Raw genomic sequence first — 14,038 nt, 5'->3', positions numbered from 1 at the left:
TGAATTCGTACTCTGAATTCGAATTCCTCGCAAATGAATTTCCGGCTTGACGTGCTAATGTCCGACACAATGTGATGGCTCATGCGAATCGTGCCCCCCGCCCCTTCCCTGGTCGATCAGGTCGTCGAAGCGATCACTGACGAGATCGTCAGCGGCGTGCTCACCTCCGGCTCCCGCCTGATCCAGGACGATCTGGCGCAGGCCTACGGCGTGTCGCGCCAGCCGGTGCAGCAGGCCCTGATCCTGTTGCGCGGCTGCGGGCTGGTGCAGAGCGCACCGGGCCGCGGCCTGATCGTGGCGCCGCTCGATCCGGGCTTCGTCCGGGATCTGTACGAGATGCGGGCCGTGCTCGAAGGGCTTGCGGCGCGGCTCGCTGCCGAGCGCGCGAGCGACCGCGCTGCGATTGAAGGCCCGGCCTACATCGCCGCCGGCCATGAGGCGGTCAGAAGCGGTCTCGTCAGCCGCAAGATCGAGACCGACATCGCCTTCCACCAATTTCTCGGCGAGTTGTCCGGCAATACGCTGATCGGCGAGACCATGGCGCCGCATTGGCCATGCCTCAAGCGCGTGATGTCCGACGTGCTGCAGAAGGAGGAAGGCATGTCCCAGACGGTCTGGGACGAGCACGAGGATATTCTCGCCGCGATCATCGCGGGCCGCAGCACGGACGCCGAACGGCTGAGTCGCGAGCACATCTCGCGCGCCGCCCGCGTGTTCATCCGCCATCTCGAAATCCAGCAGGAGAGCCGGCCGAAGCAGCGGCGCACGCTCTCGGCGCGGAAGTTCTCGCTATGACCGTCACGGATCGCACGGTGTTCGCGGGCCCGGCTCCAATGTGCCGCCCGCCCGCCTCGTATCGATCCTCAGACGTAACACCGGATCAGGTGCAGGAGGCCGCGTGCCGCCGCTGACGACCCAGCCAAGCCTCACCGAACGCGTCTACCAGCGCATTCTGTCCGACATCGTCGGCGGCGATCTGCCGGAATCCGCGCGCCTGATCCAGGACGATCTGGCGCGCGACCTCGGCGTATCGCGGCAGCCGGTGCAGCAGGCGCTGCTGCTGCTGCGCAATCAGGGATTTGTACGCGACGCGCCGGGCCGGGGTTTGGAGGTCGCGCCGATCGACACCGACTTCATCCGCAACCTCTATGAAATCCGCGCTGTCGCCGAAGGCCTCGCCTGTGCACTCGCGGCCAGCCGCGGCGCCGAGCGTGCCGCCGAGGAAGGCCCGAAGCTGATCGAGGAAGGCCGGCGCGCGGAGCGCGAGCATTCGGTCGAGAAGCTGATCGAGGCCGACGTGAAGTTTCACGAATTCCTCTACGAGATCTCCGGCAACTCCGTGATCCAGGACACCACCCAGCCGCACTGGCTGCATCTGCGCCGGCTGATGGGCGAGGTGCTGATGCGCGACGAGACCCCGCGCCGGATCTGGGATCAGCACGAGGAAATCCTGAACGCGGTGATCGCGGGCGACGCGCAGAAGGCCGAGGACCTGGCCCGGCAGCACATCACGCGCACCGCCACGGTGCTGCTGGCGCGGCTGTCCAAGCAACGCGAGCGGGTGCCGGTCGCCACCGTGTCCTGACCTCGGCCTCCGCGCCGGCGACACATCCGTCGCGCCAACCATCAGGAACCTTGCCGCCTCCTCGCACGTTCAGGCCGACGGGAGATCTCAGCATCTCCATGTCAGCGTTGGCAGCCGCCACGCCAGCCGACGGATCCCGCGACGTGCGCAGCAAGGCAACCGCTCCGACCTTCAGCCCGGCGGCCGACATCGAGGGCGTCTCGGAGCAGCAGAGGCGGGAGATTCAGGCGCAGAGCCGGCCCAACGCCGCACTGATCCACGAGACGATCCGCGCCGAGGGCGAGAGCGAGCTCGAACGGCGCTGGTGGGCCATTCTGCTGTCTGGCCTCGCCGCCGGCCTGTCGATGAGTCTCTCGCTGATCGTGCAGGGCGAATTCCTTGCCTTCCTCTCCGACGAGGCGGCGCGGCGGCTGCTCGCTCCACTTGGCTACACCGCAGGCTTTCTCGTGGTGGTGCTCGGCCGCCAGCAATTGTTCACCGAGAACACGCTGACGCCGATCCTGCCGCTGCTGCACCATCGCGACCTCAAGACGCTGGGACGGGTGGCGCGGCTCTGGAGCCTCGTGCTGATCGCCAACATCGCAGGGACCTGGGCGGCGGCGGCGGCGCTGGCGTATACCGATGTGTTCGAGTCGCGGATCATCCAGGCGTTCACCGAGCTGAGCCGCCACACGGTCGAAGGCCCGTTCTCGACCACCTTCATGCGCGCCGTCTTCGCAGGCTGGCTGATCGCGCTGATGGCGTGGCTGCTGCCGGCCGTGCGCGGGGCGCGCGCCCAGATCGTGATGGTGATGACCTATCTGGTGGCGCTCGGCCAGTTCGCGCACATCATCGCCGGATCGGTCGAATGCGCCTTCCTCGTTCTCGAGGGGCAGGCCTCATTGAGCGGCTATGTCGGGGCCTTTTTCGTTCCCACCCTGCTCGGCAACGTCGTCGGCGGCACCACGCTCGTAGCGCTGCTCAACTATGGTCAGGTCGCTGCCGAGCTGGATCAGGAGATCTGATCGAGGCGCAGACGGTCAAGCGGCCGGCAGCGCGAAAGAGAACGTGGCGCCGCCCTGCGGCTCGGTGGTCGCGGACAGCTCGCCGCCATGCTCGCGAACGATACCGTAGCTGATCCACAGCCCGAGCCCTGTGCCCTCGCCCACACGCTTGGTCGTGAAGAACGGCTCGAAGATGTGGCTCAGATGATCCTTGTCGATGCCCGGACCATTGTCGGCGATCCGAAAGAGAACCTCGCCGCCCTGGCGCGCCGCCGAGACCACGAGCCGCGGCAGCTCGGTCGATCGCATCGCGTCGATCGCGTTCTCCACCAGGTTGACGATCACCTGATGCAACTGGCCTTCATTGCCGGAGATCCACAGATCCGGCTCGACCTCGATCTGGATGTCCACCCGATGCTGCTTGGTGCGTCCGGCCCACAGCACGGCCGTGTTGATCAGCCGCTCGATGTTGACGCGCTCGACCTCGCCGAGCTTGGAGAAGGACAGCCGGCGCAGGTTCTTGACGATCTCGCTGATCCGCACCGCGCCTTCCAGCGTGCCCTCGATCAGCGGCCCGAAATCCTCGAGGATGGCATCGATCCGCAGATCGTTGCGGAGCGCGGCGACGTCATCGGCGACCGGCTGCTCGTGGATCGCGTCGAGATAGCCGACCAGCGCGGTCCGGTAGCGCATCAGGGTGTGGATGTTGCCGTAGACGAAGCTGATCGGATTGTTCAGCTCGTGGGCGACCCCGGCGACGAGCCGGCCGAGGCTCGCCATCTTCTCCTGCTCGACCAGCTGCCGTTGCGCGCGCTGCAGCTCCTGATGCGCCTTGTGCAGGGCCTCATAGGCGCGGCGGAGCTCGCCGATCGGACGGCCGGTCAGCACCACGCCGATGAAGCGGCCTCGGTGATCGAGCCGCGGCGAGCTGTTGATCGCAAACAGGTCGGAGCTGCCGGCGGCCGACGCGAACCGTAGTTCTCCGTCGACCACCTCGGCACCGCTGCGGGGCGTCAGCAGCAATGCGAGCTTGCCGCGATGTTCGGAATCGATCATGTCGGCCATGTTGCGGCCGACGATGTCGGCCAACAGGCGGCCCGAGGTCCGCTGAAACGCCGAGTTGGCCTGCTGCACCGTGCCCCTGGCGTCGCAGACGACAAGAATGTCCGAAACCGATTCGATGACGTTGGTGACGAAGGCCTGCGCTTCCTCGAGCTCGGCATTCTTGTGCTCGAGATCGACCTCGTAGCGCAGCAGGTCGGAATAGACCTCATCCATCTTGCGGATGACTTCGATCCAGACGCCTTCGCGCTCGCTGTCGAATTCGAGCGATCCGCTGCGGGCTATCAGCTTCAGCAGCGTATCGGCGCCGGACTCAGGAGAATGCGTGGCCTTTGCCATTTTTCTTCAGATCGTATCTCGACAATTTGTTGCGCAGGCCGACCCTCGACAGACCGAGCTCGCTGGCGACGCGACTGATGTTACCATCATATTTCTCCAGACAATGGACGATGATGGTCTTTTCCAGATCCTCGACCCTGTCCTTCAGGCTGCCCGAACCGTTGAGCTTGCCATTGGCCAACGCGGGCGCGGCACGGCGGCCGTTGCGCCGGCCGGCAAAAGGCGGACAGCGCAGCTCGTCGGCATCGGCCAGCACCGCCATGCGCTGGATCTCGTTCTGCAGCTCGCGGACATTGCCCGGCCAATGATAGCGGGAGAACTCCTCCAGCGCCGGCGGCGCGAAGCGCAGATGTGGCCGGTTGAACGAGGATTTCACCGCAGCCAGCACGCCCTCGGCGATCAGCGGAATGTCCATCGGACGCTCGCGCAGCGACGGCATGTGCACCGGGAATGCAGCGAGCCGGTAATAGAGGTCGCGGCGGAACCGGCCGGCCTCGACCTCGGCTTCGAGATCGCGGTTGGTCGCCGCGACCACACGGACGTCGACCTTGCGCACCCGCTGCGCGCCGAGCGGCCGGATCTCGCCCTCCTGCAGCACACGCAGGAGCTTGACCTGAAACGCCGGCGACGTCTCGCCGATCTCGTCCAGAAAGATGGTGCCGCCGTCGGCCACCTCGAACAGGCCGATGCGATCCTGATAGGCGCCGGTGAAGGCGCCCTTCTTGCAGCCGAACAGCTCGCTTTCAAGCAGCTCGTCCGGCAATGCACCGCAGTTCTCGACGACGAACGCCTTGCTGGCGCGCGCGGAGCCGTAGTGAATCGCGCGTGCGAGGAGCTCCTTGCCGGTTCCCGACTCGCCGGTGATCAGCACCGAGATGTCGTAGTCGGCGGCGCGCCGGCCGAGCTCGATCACATTGCGCATCGGGCTCGCCGCCGAGTGCACGATCCGGTCGAAATCATACAGCTTCTTAGCTGCGCCGCGCTTGACCGAGACGACCTTCTTGATGTGCTCGGGCGTAGCCTTGACGTCGACGCCCGCAGTTTCGGTTTCCTTCTGCAGCCGATACAGCTGCACGGCCTCGCGCACGATGTCGATCAGGCGCTCCGGCTGCCAGGGCTTCGTGATGTACTGATAGATGCCGGCCTCGTTGAGCCCGGCGATGATGTCCTCGGAGTCCGAATAGCCGGAGATGATCATCCTGACAGGATCGGGCCATAGCTCGCGCACGCGCTTCAAGAAGCTGACGCCGGATTCCTGCGGCATCCGCTGGTCGCAGATCACCGCATGCACGATCTCGCCTTCGAGCAGCTTCTCGGCGTCCGCGGTATTGCCCGCGCACAGCACCTCGAAATCCTGATTGAGGACACGCCGCAGCGCTTCCTGCGACCGGATCTCGTCATCTACGACCAGTATCGTTCCCTGAATGCCCATCACGCGTCTCAGCAGATCCGCGGCAGCTGCTCGCCCGACAGCCAGTCGACGATGCGGCCGCCGCCGAAGCTCGTTGCCATCTGGACGAAGCGGTGATCGTCCGCAACGGCTTCGCCGATGTCGGCCGCATCACGTCCGAGCGGATGCCCCTTCATCGCAGCTAGCACGGCATCGGCGACCTCAGGGGCGACCACGGCAACCAGCTTGCCCTCGTTGGCGACGTGCAGCGGATCGAGGCCGAGCAACTCGCAGGCGGCCGCCACGGCCGGCTTTACCGGGATGGCCTCCTCCTGCAGGCGGAAGCCGAGATTGGACTGCTGAGCGATCTCGTTCATCGTCGCGGCAAGGCCGCCCCGCGTCGGATCGCGCATCAGCCTGATGCCCTGGCCCCCGGCAGCCACCATGTCGGCGACGAGATCATGGAGCGAGGCCGAGTCGGAGACGATCTCGGTGTCGAAGGTCAGGTTCTGCCGCTTCGACATGATCGCGACGCCATGGTCGCCGAGGCTGCCCGACAGCAGCACGCGATCGCCGGGCCGCGCTTTGTCCGCCGACAGATCGAGCCCTTCCGGCAGCACGCCGACGCCGGCCGTCGAGATGAAGACGCCGTCGGCCTTGCCGCGCTCGACCACCTTGGTGTCGCCGGTGATGATGGCGATGCCCGCCTCACGCGCCGCCTCGCCCATCGCATCCGCGATCCGTTTCAGGTCGGCGAAGGCAAACCCTTCCTCGATGATGAAGCTTGCCGAGAGATAGAGCGGCCGCGCGCCGGCCATCGCGATGTCGTTGACGGTGCCATGCACCGCCAGCGAGCCGATGTTGCCGCCGGGGAAGAACAACGGCGAGACGACGTAGCCGTCCGTGGTCATCACCATGCGGCCGGCTGCCACGTCGAACGCGGACTGGTCGTTGCCGCGCGCCAGCCACTCGTTGCCGAACGCCTCGTGGAACAGGCCGGCAATCAGCTGCGCCATGGCGCGGCCGCCGGCGCCATGCGAGAGGTCGACACAGCCGCTTCGCAGGTCGAGCCGGCGCTGATGCATGCTCATGAGGCGAGCCTCCGCTGATGGTCGCGGAAGCGGCCATAGGTCCAATGCGCCGCGCAGGCGCCTTCCGACGACACCATGCAGGAGCCGATCGGCGTCTCCGGCGTGCACGCCGTGCCGAACAGCTTGCAGTCGACCGGCTTCTTCAGTCCGCGCAGGATGGCGGGACATTCGCAGGCTGGATTGTCGGCGACGACTAGCTCGGCCATCGCGAAGCGCAGCTCTGCATCGAGATGCGCAAAGGCCGGCCGCAGCTTCAAGGCGCTCGACGGGATGCTGCCGAGGCCGCGCCACTCGAAGGCGTCGCGCAGCTCGAAGATCTCGGCCACTTCCCTGATCGCCCGCTGATTGCCGCTGCCGGTGACGGCGCGGCGATACTGGTTCTCGACCTCGTGGCGGCCGTCATTGACCTGCTCGATCAGCATCAGGATCGCCTGCATCATGTCGAGCGGCTCGAAGCCCGCGATCACCACCGGCTTGGCATCGTCGCGCGCGAACGGCGCATAGGGCTCGGTGCCGATCACGGTGGAGACGTGGGCCGGACCCACGAACCCATCGATCTCGATCGGCGTATCGCTGTCGAGGATCGCGCGCATCGCCGGCGGCGTCAGCACGTGGTTGCAGAACACGCTGAAATTCGTGAGCTTCTTCTTCTCGGCGGCCCGGATCATCACCGCGGTCGGCGGCGTCGTTGTCTCGAAGCCGATGGCGAAGAACACGATCTGGCGGCTCGGGTTCTGCTCGGCGAGCGCAATGGCATCCAGGGTCGAGTAGACCATGCGAATGTCGGCGCCGCGCGCCTTTGCCTTGAGCAGTGAAGCGCCGCGCGAGCCGGGCACGCGCATCAGGTCGCCATAGACACAGAGGGTGACCTCGGGACGCTCTGCGAGCGCGATCGCCATATCGATGCGTCCCGCCGGCAGCACGCAGACCGGACAGCCGGGACCATGGATCATGCGCACATTGGCTGGCAGCATGTCTTCCAGGCCGTAGCGCGCGATCGCATGGGTGTGACCGCCACAGAACTCCATGAAGCGGTAGGCGCGCGCCGGGTCGGCCTTGGCGTGGATGGCGCGTGCGAGGCCAATGGCAAGCTCCTTGTCGCGATATTCGTCCGCGTATTTCATGGTGCCACCTCCGCAACCGCCGCGCCCATCTGCCGGAGCAGGTCGAGTGTCTCGCGTGCCTCCTCCGGATCGATCTTGGTCAGCGCGTGGCCGACATGAAGAATGACGTAGTCGCCGATCGCGATCTCCTCGATCAGCGCGACCGAGACCTCCTTGCTGACGCCATCGATCGACACGATCGCCATGTCGTCAGGCAGCAGCTTGATCACCTCGGCAGGAATGGCCAGGCACATCAGACGATCTCCCCAGACAGATTTTCATTGCGGAGCAGTTGCAGGCCGGCTGCCCAAGCCTGCCCCAGGCTCAGGCCGCCGTCATTCGGCGGCAGCCGCCGCGGCAGCCGCGCATCGACCCCGGCCGCGCGACAGCCGCGGACGATCTGCGCCGACAGATGCGCGTTGAGAAAGCAGCCTCCGCTCAGCACCAGCGTGCCGATGCCGGTCGCGCGCGATGCCATCGTGATCCAATCGACACAGGCCGCGGCCAACGTGCCGTGAAACAGCCCGGCGGCTTCGGCGACGTCGAGCCTATCTGAGATCAGATGCGCAAGCAGCGGCCGCAGCGACAGCACGCCATCGGCGATGGTCCAGCCGTGGTCCAGCGTCGTCGCCTCGCGCACCAGCGCCTCCAGCCTCATCGCAGCCTCGCCTTCGTAGCTCTGGACCGCGCTGACACCGAGCAGTCCCGCGACCGCATCGAACAGCCGGCCGGCGCTGGTCGTGACTGGCCCGTCGGCGCGATCGAGCAGCATGGGCATGTGGCGCGCCTGCGGCTGGTCATCGAAACGCATGGCGATCTCGGCTCCGCGGTCGAGGTCATGCAACACGGCCGCGGCCATCCGCCATGGCTCCCGCGCCGCACGATCGCCGCCCGGCATCTTCAACGGGGCGAGATGGCCGAGGCGTCGGAATCCGGCGCCGTCGCACGACAGCAACTCGCCTCCCCAGGCGCCGCCATCGCTGCCATAGCCATAGCCATCGAGCACCAGCGCGAGCGCGGGTCCCGTGAGCCCGTGCTCGGCCATAACGGACGCGGCATGCGCATGGTGATGCTGCACAGACAGCATGGGCAGACCACGGCCATGGGCGAAGCGGGTCGAGGCCATGTCCGGATGCATGTCGTGGGCGATGGCGATGGGCGCAACGTCCAGGATGGAGGTGAGATGCTGCACGGTTTCCTCGAAGAAGCGGATCGCTTGCGTCGTATCGAGATCCCCGAGATGCTGCGACACAAACGCCTCGTCGCCGCGGGTTACGGTCACCGTCGCCTTCAGGTGAGCGCCGACCGCGAGCATCGGTGGCACTGCGCGCGGCAGCCGGATCGGCTCGGGCACATAGCCACGGGCGCGCCGGATGAAGCTGGGAGCACCGGCCACGATCGCCACGACGGAATCGTCGGCGCGGATGACGATGTCACGATCATGCGTGACGATCAGGTCCGCAATGTCGCGCAGATCAGCCAGAGCCTCGTCATTGTCGGTCAGCAGCGGCTCGCCGCTCGGATTGGCGCTGGTGCAGACCAGCGTCCAAGCGCTCTCGCAGACATGCGCGCGGAGCGCATGGAAGATCAAATGATGCAGCGGTGCGACCGGCAGCATCACGCCGATCCTGGCGAGCCCAGGCGCGACCGACGGCGCCAGACGATGGCGCGATTTCAACAGCACGATCGGGCGCGCGACCTGCTCCAGCAGCGCCCGCTCAGTGAGGTCAATCTCGGCCACCTCGCTTGCGGCATCGACCGAGGCCAGCATCACCGCAAACGGCTTGCCGTCGCGCTGCTTGCGCGCGCGCAGCCGCTGCACCGCCTGCTCATCCCGCGCGTCACAGAGCAGCTGATAGCCGCCGAGTCCCTTGATGGCGACGATCCTGCCCGCAGCGAGCGCGGCAGCGATCTCGCCGATCCCGTGGCTGAGGCGAGGCCCGCAGCACGGGCACGAGATCGCCTCGGCATGGAAGCGACGACCGAGGGGATTCTCGTAGTCCTCCCGGCACGCCTCGCACAGTGGAAAACGCTTCATCGCGGTCGTCGCGCGGTCGTAAGGCAGACGCTCGGCGATGGTGAAGCGCGGGCCGCAATGGGTGCAGTTGACGAAAGGATAGAGATGGAAGCGGCTGCCGGGATCGAACAGTTCGCCAAGACAAGCTTCGCACGTCGCGGCATCTGGCACGATCCGCGTCGTCACTCGGCCACCGATGCTCGCGCCGATGCAGAAATCCCGGCTGGACAGCGCCGCGACCTGCTCGACGGCGATGTCGTCGATGCGCGCCAGCGGCGGTGTCTGCCGCGGCAGAGCCTCGACGAACTCGGCGACCCCGTCGCCCTCGACCTCGATGACGACGCCGTCCGCATCGTTGGCGACGAAGCCGCCGAGCCGGTGGCGCGTGGCCAGGCCATGGACATAGGGACGAAAGCCCACGCCCTGCACGGCGCCGCGCACGCGGAGCCGGAGGCGCCCAGGTTCCGCCGCCGATGTCCGGCCTGAGACGCTCATCCCTGCACCGCGCCCAGCGCGCTCGCCCGCATCCGATCGGCCTGCTTCCTGATCCAGGCATAGAAGGCGGAGAAGCCTTCACCCGTCTTGGCGGAGATCGTCAGCACCTCGATTCTGGGATTGACGCGACGGGCATATTCGATGGTCTGCGCCAGGTCGAAGTCGAGCACCGGCGCGAGATCGATCTTGTTGATCAACATCAGCGCTGATGCTGCGAACATGTCCGGATATTTGAGCGGCTTGTCCTCACCTTCCGTGGTCGAGAACACCACGATCTTGCAGGCCTCGCCGAGATCGAACGCGGCCGGGCACACGAGATTGCCGACATTCTCGATGAACAACAGCCCGCCACGCAGCGGCGGCAGCCGGCCATAGGCCTCGCCGACCATCGCCGCATCGAGATGGCAGCCCTTGCCGGTGTTGATCTGAATCGCCGGCACGCCTGTCGCGCGGATGCGCTCGGCATCGTTCGAGGTCTGCTGGTCGCCCTCGATCACCGCGACCGGGCGGCTCTGCTTGAGATCGGTGACGGCACGAACGAGCAGCGAGGTCTTGCCCGCGCCGGGGCTGGAGACGAGGTTGAACGCCAGCACGTCCTGCGCGGCGAAGCGCGCGCGGTTCTCTGCCGCAAGCCGGTCGTTCTTGCCGAGAATGTCGCGCTCGATCTGGATGATGCGGCCGCTGGACAGGCCGGCAATCTCCTGCCCGGCCGGATTGGCCGCGCAGTCGATGTGATCGGCTGCGCCATGCATGTGAGGATGGTCATGCGCATGATCATCATGGTGATGATGGTGACCATGATCGTGGTCGTGATGGTGATGGTGATGACCGTGATGATGCCCGCCATGATCGTGGCTGTGATCATGATCATGAGCATGATGATGGTGATGATCGCTGTGATCGTGATGATGATCACCCGCTTCGATCGCCGATTTGCCGTCACTGCAACCGCACACCGTACACATCACTCGACCTCCAGCTCCTTGACCCGCATATCCTCGCCGCCCGTCACTTGCAGCTGATGGCTGCCGCATTCAGGACAGGCGTCGTAGCGCCGGCTGATCTCGACGCTTCGCGAGCAGGCAAGGCACCAGGCCGAGCCCTTCTGCTCGATGATCTCGAGCGCCGCGCCTTTCGCGATCGTGTTGGCGGTGACTGCCTCGAAACAGAAGCGCAGCGCCTCCGGCGCGACATGGCTGAGCGCGCCGATCTCCAGCCACACGGTCTTCACCTTGGAGAACGCACCCTTGCGCGCCTCCGCCTCGACGATCTCGACGATGCCCTCGCACAGCGCCATCTCATGCATGCGCCGTCTCCCGCGTCGTGAGGTGATAGCCGACACAGGGATCGAACGCACCGATCATCGCATCGACCGCGTCGCGATCGGCGGCGCCGCGCAGTACGGCGCCGGTCAGACTGCTCGCGACCGGGCCGCGCGGATGAAAATTCCATTCGGTCGGCGCCAGATACTCGAACCGGGCGATCGCGCCTTGCGCATCCAGCTCGATCACGTGATGCAGACGGCCGCGGGTGCATTCGACCGCAGCGGCGCCGCAGCGATGACCCAGCGCGTAAGCGATGACGAGGCCCTCGTCAGAGTCGTCCTCAGCTTCACCTGTCTCGATCCAGCGGGCGAGCGCGGCCATCTCAGCGATCCTGGCCAGGAGCCGTTCGACCGGGCCCGCCTGCAGCGGGGCCGCAGGCGCTCGCCGCGCCCAGACGCCGGTTTCGGGGACGCGGCCATCGAGCTCGGGGGTCTCCGCGAATGCGGAGCCCTGATCCATCAGCCCGGCGACGACGGCGCGATCGTCGGCGGCCGACAGGACGCCGTGCACTGCCGGCATGTGCCTCCATCCTCCGTCCTCGGCGGCCATGCGGGCTGCCGTCATCAGCTTTGCGAGTGGAGTTCCAGGAGCGACGATCTCCGATGCCAAGCTTACGCCGAGCTGCGCCAGTCCCATCTTGATCTGTGACAAGACGTCGCCGCGAGACGACCCGCTTGCACCTGGCTTGGCATCGCCTTGGAGCGAGGTGACGGCCTGCAGCAGCCCGTGCGCCTGCTGCAGCGCGCCGCGATCGCGCGCCAGCGGTCCGAGCAGCAGGCCGCGCAGCAACTCGGCGAGGCGCTCGGCCACCACCGCCCTGATACGGCGATGGCGCGTCAGCGGCGCGACCGGCTGGCCTCGCGCCGCTTCGATCGCCGAGAGCAGCGCGACCTGATGCGCCGTGGCGCATAGCGAGAACAGACGGGGCAGCGCTGCCAGCAACGCCTCGGCTGGCTTGCCGGCGAACAGCCGCCCCAATGGCGGCCGCGTGCGCGGCTGGATGTTGACGCCCGTGATCCGTTGATCGGCGACCGACAGCACCACATCGATCCGGTTGCGGAAGCTCAGCGTCATGCACGCCTCTCCGAGAGCGCGCCACGCAGCAATGCGCGGCGATCGATCGCGCGCGACGTCGTCACGGCCCGCTCTGCATCCGGCCCATCATCCTGCGCCGTCATCAGCGCCGCCATGGCGGCCTTCGCCGCGGCACGGGCCGCGGCCATGTCCTCGAACTCGAACATCGGCGAGAACAGCGAGCAGCTTGCAATCCGGCCGACGCCGGCCACCTCGCCGATCGTGAACGCGAAGCGCCCGGCCGGCAGCTCCAGCGTGACGGATGCCCCGACCGAGCCTTCTGAAACCGGAACGATCACGTTCATGAACCAGGGCGTGACGACGATGCCGACCGTCAGTCCATGCACGCTGGTGAAGCCCACGGCCTCGACGTCGAGCGCATCATGATAGATCGGCAGCTCGCGCATGGAGCGCGCGCCGATCTCACGATAGAGGCCGACGAGTCGCTCGCCCCACGCCGCCGGCGTGAGCTCGCATGGTCCCTGCCCGGCCGCACCGGCGCTCATGACTCGACCGCCATGAACTTGCCCTTCGGCGCGTCGCAATTCGGGCAGTGCCAGTCGTCCGGCAGCGCCGCGAACGGCGTGCCCGGCGGAATCTGCGCAACGCCATCGCCCTCGGCCGGATCGTAGCGCGTCCAGCAGATGCCGCACTCCAGCAGCACGTCGTCGGCGAGATCGCTGCGAACGCCGAAATTCTCGAAGCCGCTCATGTGAAATAGGCCTCGATGATCTGCTTGAGACGCTCGGCGGAATCCTCGAAATCCTCGGGCGCGGCGAGCGCGACCACCGGCACGCCGCCGACCTCGAGCGTGTCGAGAATGATCGTGTCCATCGCGTTGAAGAACTGCACCGACCAGACATGGCGCACGCCGGTCGCCAGCACACGGCAGGTGCCGTAGCCGCGCGACATCAGCTGGATCGGGCCGTTTCCGAGCGTCTCCTGCAGGAAGCCCATGTCGGCCGGGCTCATCGGCAGCAAAGTGAAGTTGATGGTCTGCGAGCGCTGCCCGGGCCGCCAGGAGAGCGCACGCTCGCGAATCTCGGCGAGCACCGGAAGCGCGTTCATCGTCCCCTCGGGCGCAGGCCCGATCACGACGTCGGAAGCGGTGAGATCGGCGGCCGCGCGCGTGACGATCTCGGGGACGGCCCCGATCTCGATGTAATCGTGACTCTCATCCGCCTCCAGCCGCACCCGCCAGACGCCCGCCAGCACCGACTCCTGGATCTGCGCGAGCTGACCGTCGGGCAGCGCCACCACGCCGGACACCTCGCCTTCGCCCAGCACGTCGTCGATCAGCCGGCGCTCGAGATCGTTGAGACCTTCGAGCCGGAACAGCCGTGTCGGTGCATCGGCGACCTGCGCTGCGACCGCCGACGCAATCGTCGCCAGCAGCTCGACGGCGCGTGGACAGCTCCGCGCCAGCGCCTCCGAGTCCAGCGTCGCAAGCTTGGCGAGCGCGCCCGACGCCGTCAGTCCCTTGTATTGACTGTCGAGCGCCTCCTCGCCGATCGGAAACACGCTGACGGGCTGCTCGGCGCCTTCGGGAGCAATCCAGAATCCGGGCTTCATTG

The 14,038-nt window shown here is 66.8% G+C and carries 15 protein-coding genes; 3 read left to right on the top strand and 12 right to left on the bottom strand.

Annotated elements, in window-relative coordinates; translation table 11 throughout:
• Nucleotides 1–81: 81 nt before the first annotated feature.
• The 3 genes from QXZ94_RS32750 to QXZ94_RS32740 all read left to right on the top strand — a co-directional run bounded on the left by QXZ94_RS32750 (nt 82) and on the right by QXZ94_RS32740 (nt 2,589).
• Entirely contained in the window at nt 82–795 is a 714-nt protein-coding gene (locus QXZ94_RS32750) for a GntR family transcriptional regulator (protein WP_315725424.1), read from the top strand.
• Nucleotides 796–898: 103 nt separating this feature from the next.
• Nucleotides 899–1,585, top strand: a complete 687-nt coding sequence (locus QXZ94_RS32745) for a GntR family transcriptional regulator (protein WP_315725422.1) — start codon at nt 899–901, stop codon at nt 1,583–1,585.
• Between the two features lie 143 nt (nt 1,586–1,728).
• A complete protein-coding gene (locus QXZ94_RS32740; protein WP_315726681.1) occupies nt 1,729–2,589 on the top strand; it encodes a formate/nitrite transporter family protein in 861 nt (286 codons plus the stop codon).
• A gap of 15 nt (nt 2,590–2,604) precedes the next feature.
• Here QXZ94_RS32740 and QXZ94_RS32735 read toward each other — a convergent pair whose 3' ends face one another.
• Genes QXZ94_RS32735 through QXZ94_RS32680 form a run of 12 tightly spaced genes read right to left on the bottom strand, consistent with a single transcriptional unit; the run spans nt 2,605 to nt 14,036 of the window.
• Entirely contained in the window at nt 2,605–3,969 is a 1,365-nt protein-coding gene (locus QXZ94_RS32735; protein ID WP_315725420.1) for a sensor histidine kinase, read from the bottom strand.
• Nucleotides 3,944–5,401 (bottom strand): sigma-54 dependent transcriptional regulator, encoded by a 1,458-nt coding sequence (locus QXZ94_RS32730; protein WP_315725418.1) that lies wholly within the window; start codon nt 5,399–5,401, stop codon nt 3,944–3,946. Before QXZ94_RS32730 ends, QXZ94_RS32735 begins: the two co-directional genes overlap by 26 nt.
• 8 nt (nt 5,402–5,409) lie before the next feature.
• Entirely contained in the window at nt 5,410–6,450 is a 1,041-nt protein-coding gene (gene hypE, locus QXZ94_RS32725) for a hydrogenase expression/formation protein HypE (RefSeq protein ID WP_315725416.1), read from the bottom strand.
• The gene (gene hypD / locus QXZ94_RS32720; protein ID WP_315725414.1) at nt 6,447–7,574 is read right to left on the bottom strand and encodes a hydrogenase formation protein HypD; all 1,128 of its coding nucleotides are present in this window, start codon (nt 7,572–7,574) and stop codon (nt 6,447–6,449) included. The genes hypE and hypD overlap by 4 nt, the downstream gene beginning before the upstream one ends.
• Complete coding sequence (locus QXZ94_RS32715; protein ID WP_172111243.1) at nt 7,571–7,807, bottom strand: HypC/HybG/HupF family hydrogenase formation chaperone; 237 nt, start codon at nt 7,805–7,807, stop codon at nt 7,571–7,573. The genes hypD and QXZ94_RS32715 overlap by 4 nt, the downstream gene beginning before the upstream one ends.
• A complete protein-coding gene (gene hypF, locus QXZ94_RS32710; protein ID WP_315725412.1) occupies nt 7,807–10,065 on the bottom strand; it encodes a carbamoyltransferase HypF in 2,259 nt (752 codons plus the stop codon). Before hypF ends, QXZ94_RS32715 begins: the two co-directional genes overlap by 1 nt.
• Nucleotides 10,062–11,030, bottom strand: coding sequence for a hydrogenase nickel incorporation protein HypB (hypB, locus tag QXZ94_RS32705; protein ID WP_315725410.1), 969 nt, complete (start codon nt 11,028–11,030; stop codon nt 10,062–10,064). Before hypB ends, hypF begins: the two co-directional genes overlap by 4 nt.
• Nucleotides 11,030–11,371 carry a hydrogenase maturation nickel metallochaperone HypA gene (hypA, locus tag QXZ94_RS32700; RefSeq protein WP_315725408.1) on the bottom strand — a complete coding sequence of 114 codons (342 nt, stop codon included), beginning with the start codon at nt 11,369–11,371 and terminating at the stop codon, nt 11,030–11,032. The genes hypB and hypA overlap by 1 nt, the downstream gene beginning before the upstream one ends.
• Nucleotides 11,364–12,464 (bottom strand): nickel-dependent hydrogenase large subunit, encoded by a 1,101-nt coding sequence (locus QXZ94_RS32695; protein WP_315725406.1) that lies wholly within the window; start codon nt 12,462–12,464, stop codon nt 11,364–11,366. Before QXZ94_RS32695 ends, hypA begins: the two co-directional genes overlap by 8 nt.
• Complete coding sequence (gene hybE / locus QXZ94_RS32690; protein WP_315725404.1) at nt 12,461–12,970, bottom strand: [NiFe]-hydrogenase assembly chaperone HybE; 510 nt, start codon at nt 12,968–12,970, stop codon at nt 12,461–12,463. Before hybE ends, QXZ94_RS32695 begins: the two co-directional genes overlap by 4 nt.
• Nucleotides 12,967–13,176 (bottom strand): rubredoxin, encoded by a 210-nt coding sequence (locus tag QXZ94_RS32685; RefSeq protein WP_172111249.1) that lies wholly within the window; start codon nt 13,174–13,176, stop codon nt 12,967–12,969. Before QXZ94_RS32685 ends, hybE begins: the two co-directional genes overlap by 4 nt.
• Complete coding sequence (locus tag QXZ94_RS32680; protein WP_315725401.1) at nt 13,173–14,036, bottom strand: hydrogenase expression/formation protein; 864 nt, start codon at nt 14,034–14,036, stop codon at nt 13,173–13,175. The genes QXZ94_RS32685 and QXZ94_RS32680 overlap by 4 nt, the downstream gene beginning before the upstream one ends.
• Nucleotides 14,037–14,038: the final 2 nt, after the last annotated feature.

The organism is Bradyrhizobium sp. SZCCHNS2022 (assembly GCF_032377575.1).
Lineage (GTDB): Bacteria > Pseudomonadota > Alphaproteobacteria > Rhizobiales > Xanthobacteraceae > Bradyrhizobium > Bradyrhizobium aeschynomenes.
Note: the sequence above shows the minus strand (reverse complement) of the source record. Positions and strands in the feature narration are given on the sequence as shown.

What these genes read in the sequence shown, in the direction of transcription:
- hypE (WP_315725416.1), bottom strand. Translation starts at nt 6,450, where the DNA reads ATGAGCATGCATCAGCGCCGGCTCGACCTGCGAAGCGGCTGTGTCGAC.
- QXZ94_RS32715 (WP_172111243.1), bottom strand. Translation starts at nt 7,807, where the DNA reads ATGTGCCTGGCCATTCCTGCCGAGGTGATCAAGCTGCTGCCTGACGAC.
- QXZ94_RS32680 (WP_315725401.1), bottom strand. Translation starts at nt 14,036, where the DNA reads ATGAAGCCCGGATTCTGGATTGCTCCCGAAGGCGCCGAGCAGCCCGTC.
- hypA (WP_315725408.1), bottom strand. Translation starts at nt 11,371, where the DNA reads ATGCATGAGATGGCGCTGTGCGAGGGCATCGTCGAGATCGTCGAGGCG.
- QXZ94_RS32735 (WP_315725420.1), bottom strand. Translation starts at nt 3,969, where the DNA reads ATGGCAAAGGCCACGCATTCTCCTGAGTCCGGCGCCGATACGCTGCTG.
- QXZ94_RS32750 (WP_315725424.1), top strand. Translation starts at nt 82, where the DNA reads ATGCGAATCGTGCCCCCCGCCCCTTCCCTGGTCGATCAGGTCGTCGAA.
- QXZ94_RS32685 (WP_172111249.1), bottom strand. Translation starts at nt 13,176, where the DNA reads ATGAGCGGCTTCGAGAATTTCGGCGTTCGCAGCGATCTCGCCGACGAC.
- hypD (WP_315725414.1), bottom strand. Translation starts at nt 7,574, where the DNA reads ATGAAATACGCGGACGAATATCGCGACAAGGAGCTTGCCATTGGCCTC.
- QXZ94_RS32730 (WP_315725418.1), bottom strand. Translation starts at nt 5,401, where the DNA reads ATGGGCATTCAGGGAACGATACTGGTCGTAGATGACGAGATCCGGTCG.
- hypF (WP_315725412.1), bottom strand. Translation starts at nt 10,065, where the DNA reads ATGAGCGTCTCAGGCCGGACATCGGCGGCGGAACCTGGGCGCCTCCGG.
- hypB (WP_315725410.1), bottom strand. Translation starts at nt 11,030, where the DNA reads ATGTGTACGGTGTGCGGTTGCAGTGACGGCAAATCGGCGATCGAAGCG.
- QXZ94_RS32695 (WP_315725406.1), bottom strand. Translation starts at nt 12,464, where the DNA reads ATGACGCTGAGCTTCCGCAACCGGATCGATGTGGTGCTGTCGGTCGCC.
- hybE (WP_315725404.1), bottom strand. Translation starts at nt 12,970, where the DNA reads ATGAGCGCCGGTGCGGCCGGGCAGGGACCATGCGAGCTCACGCCGGCG.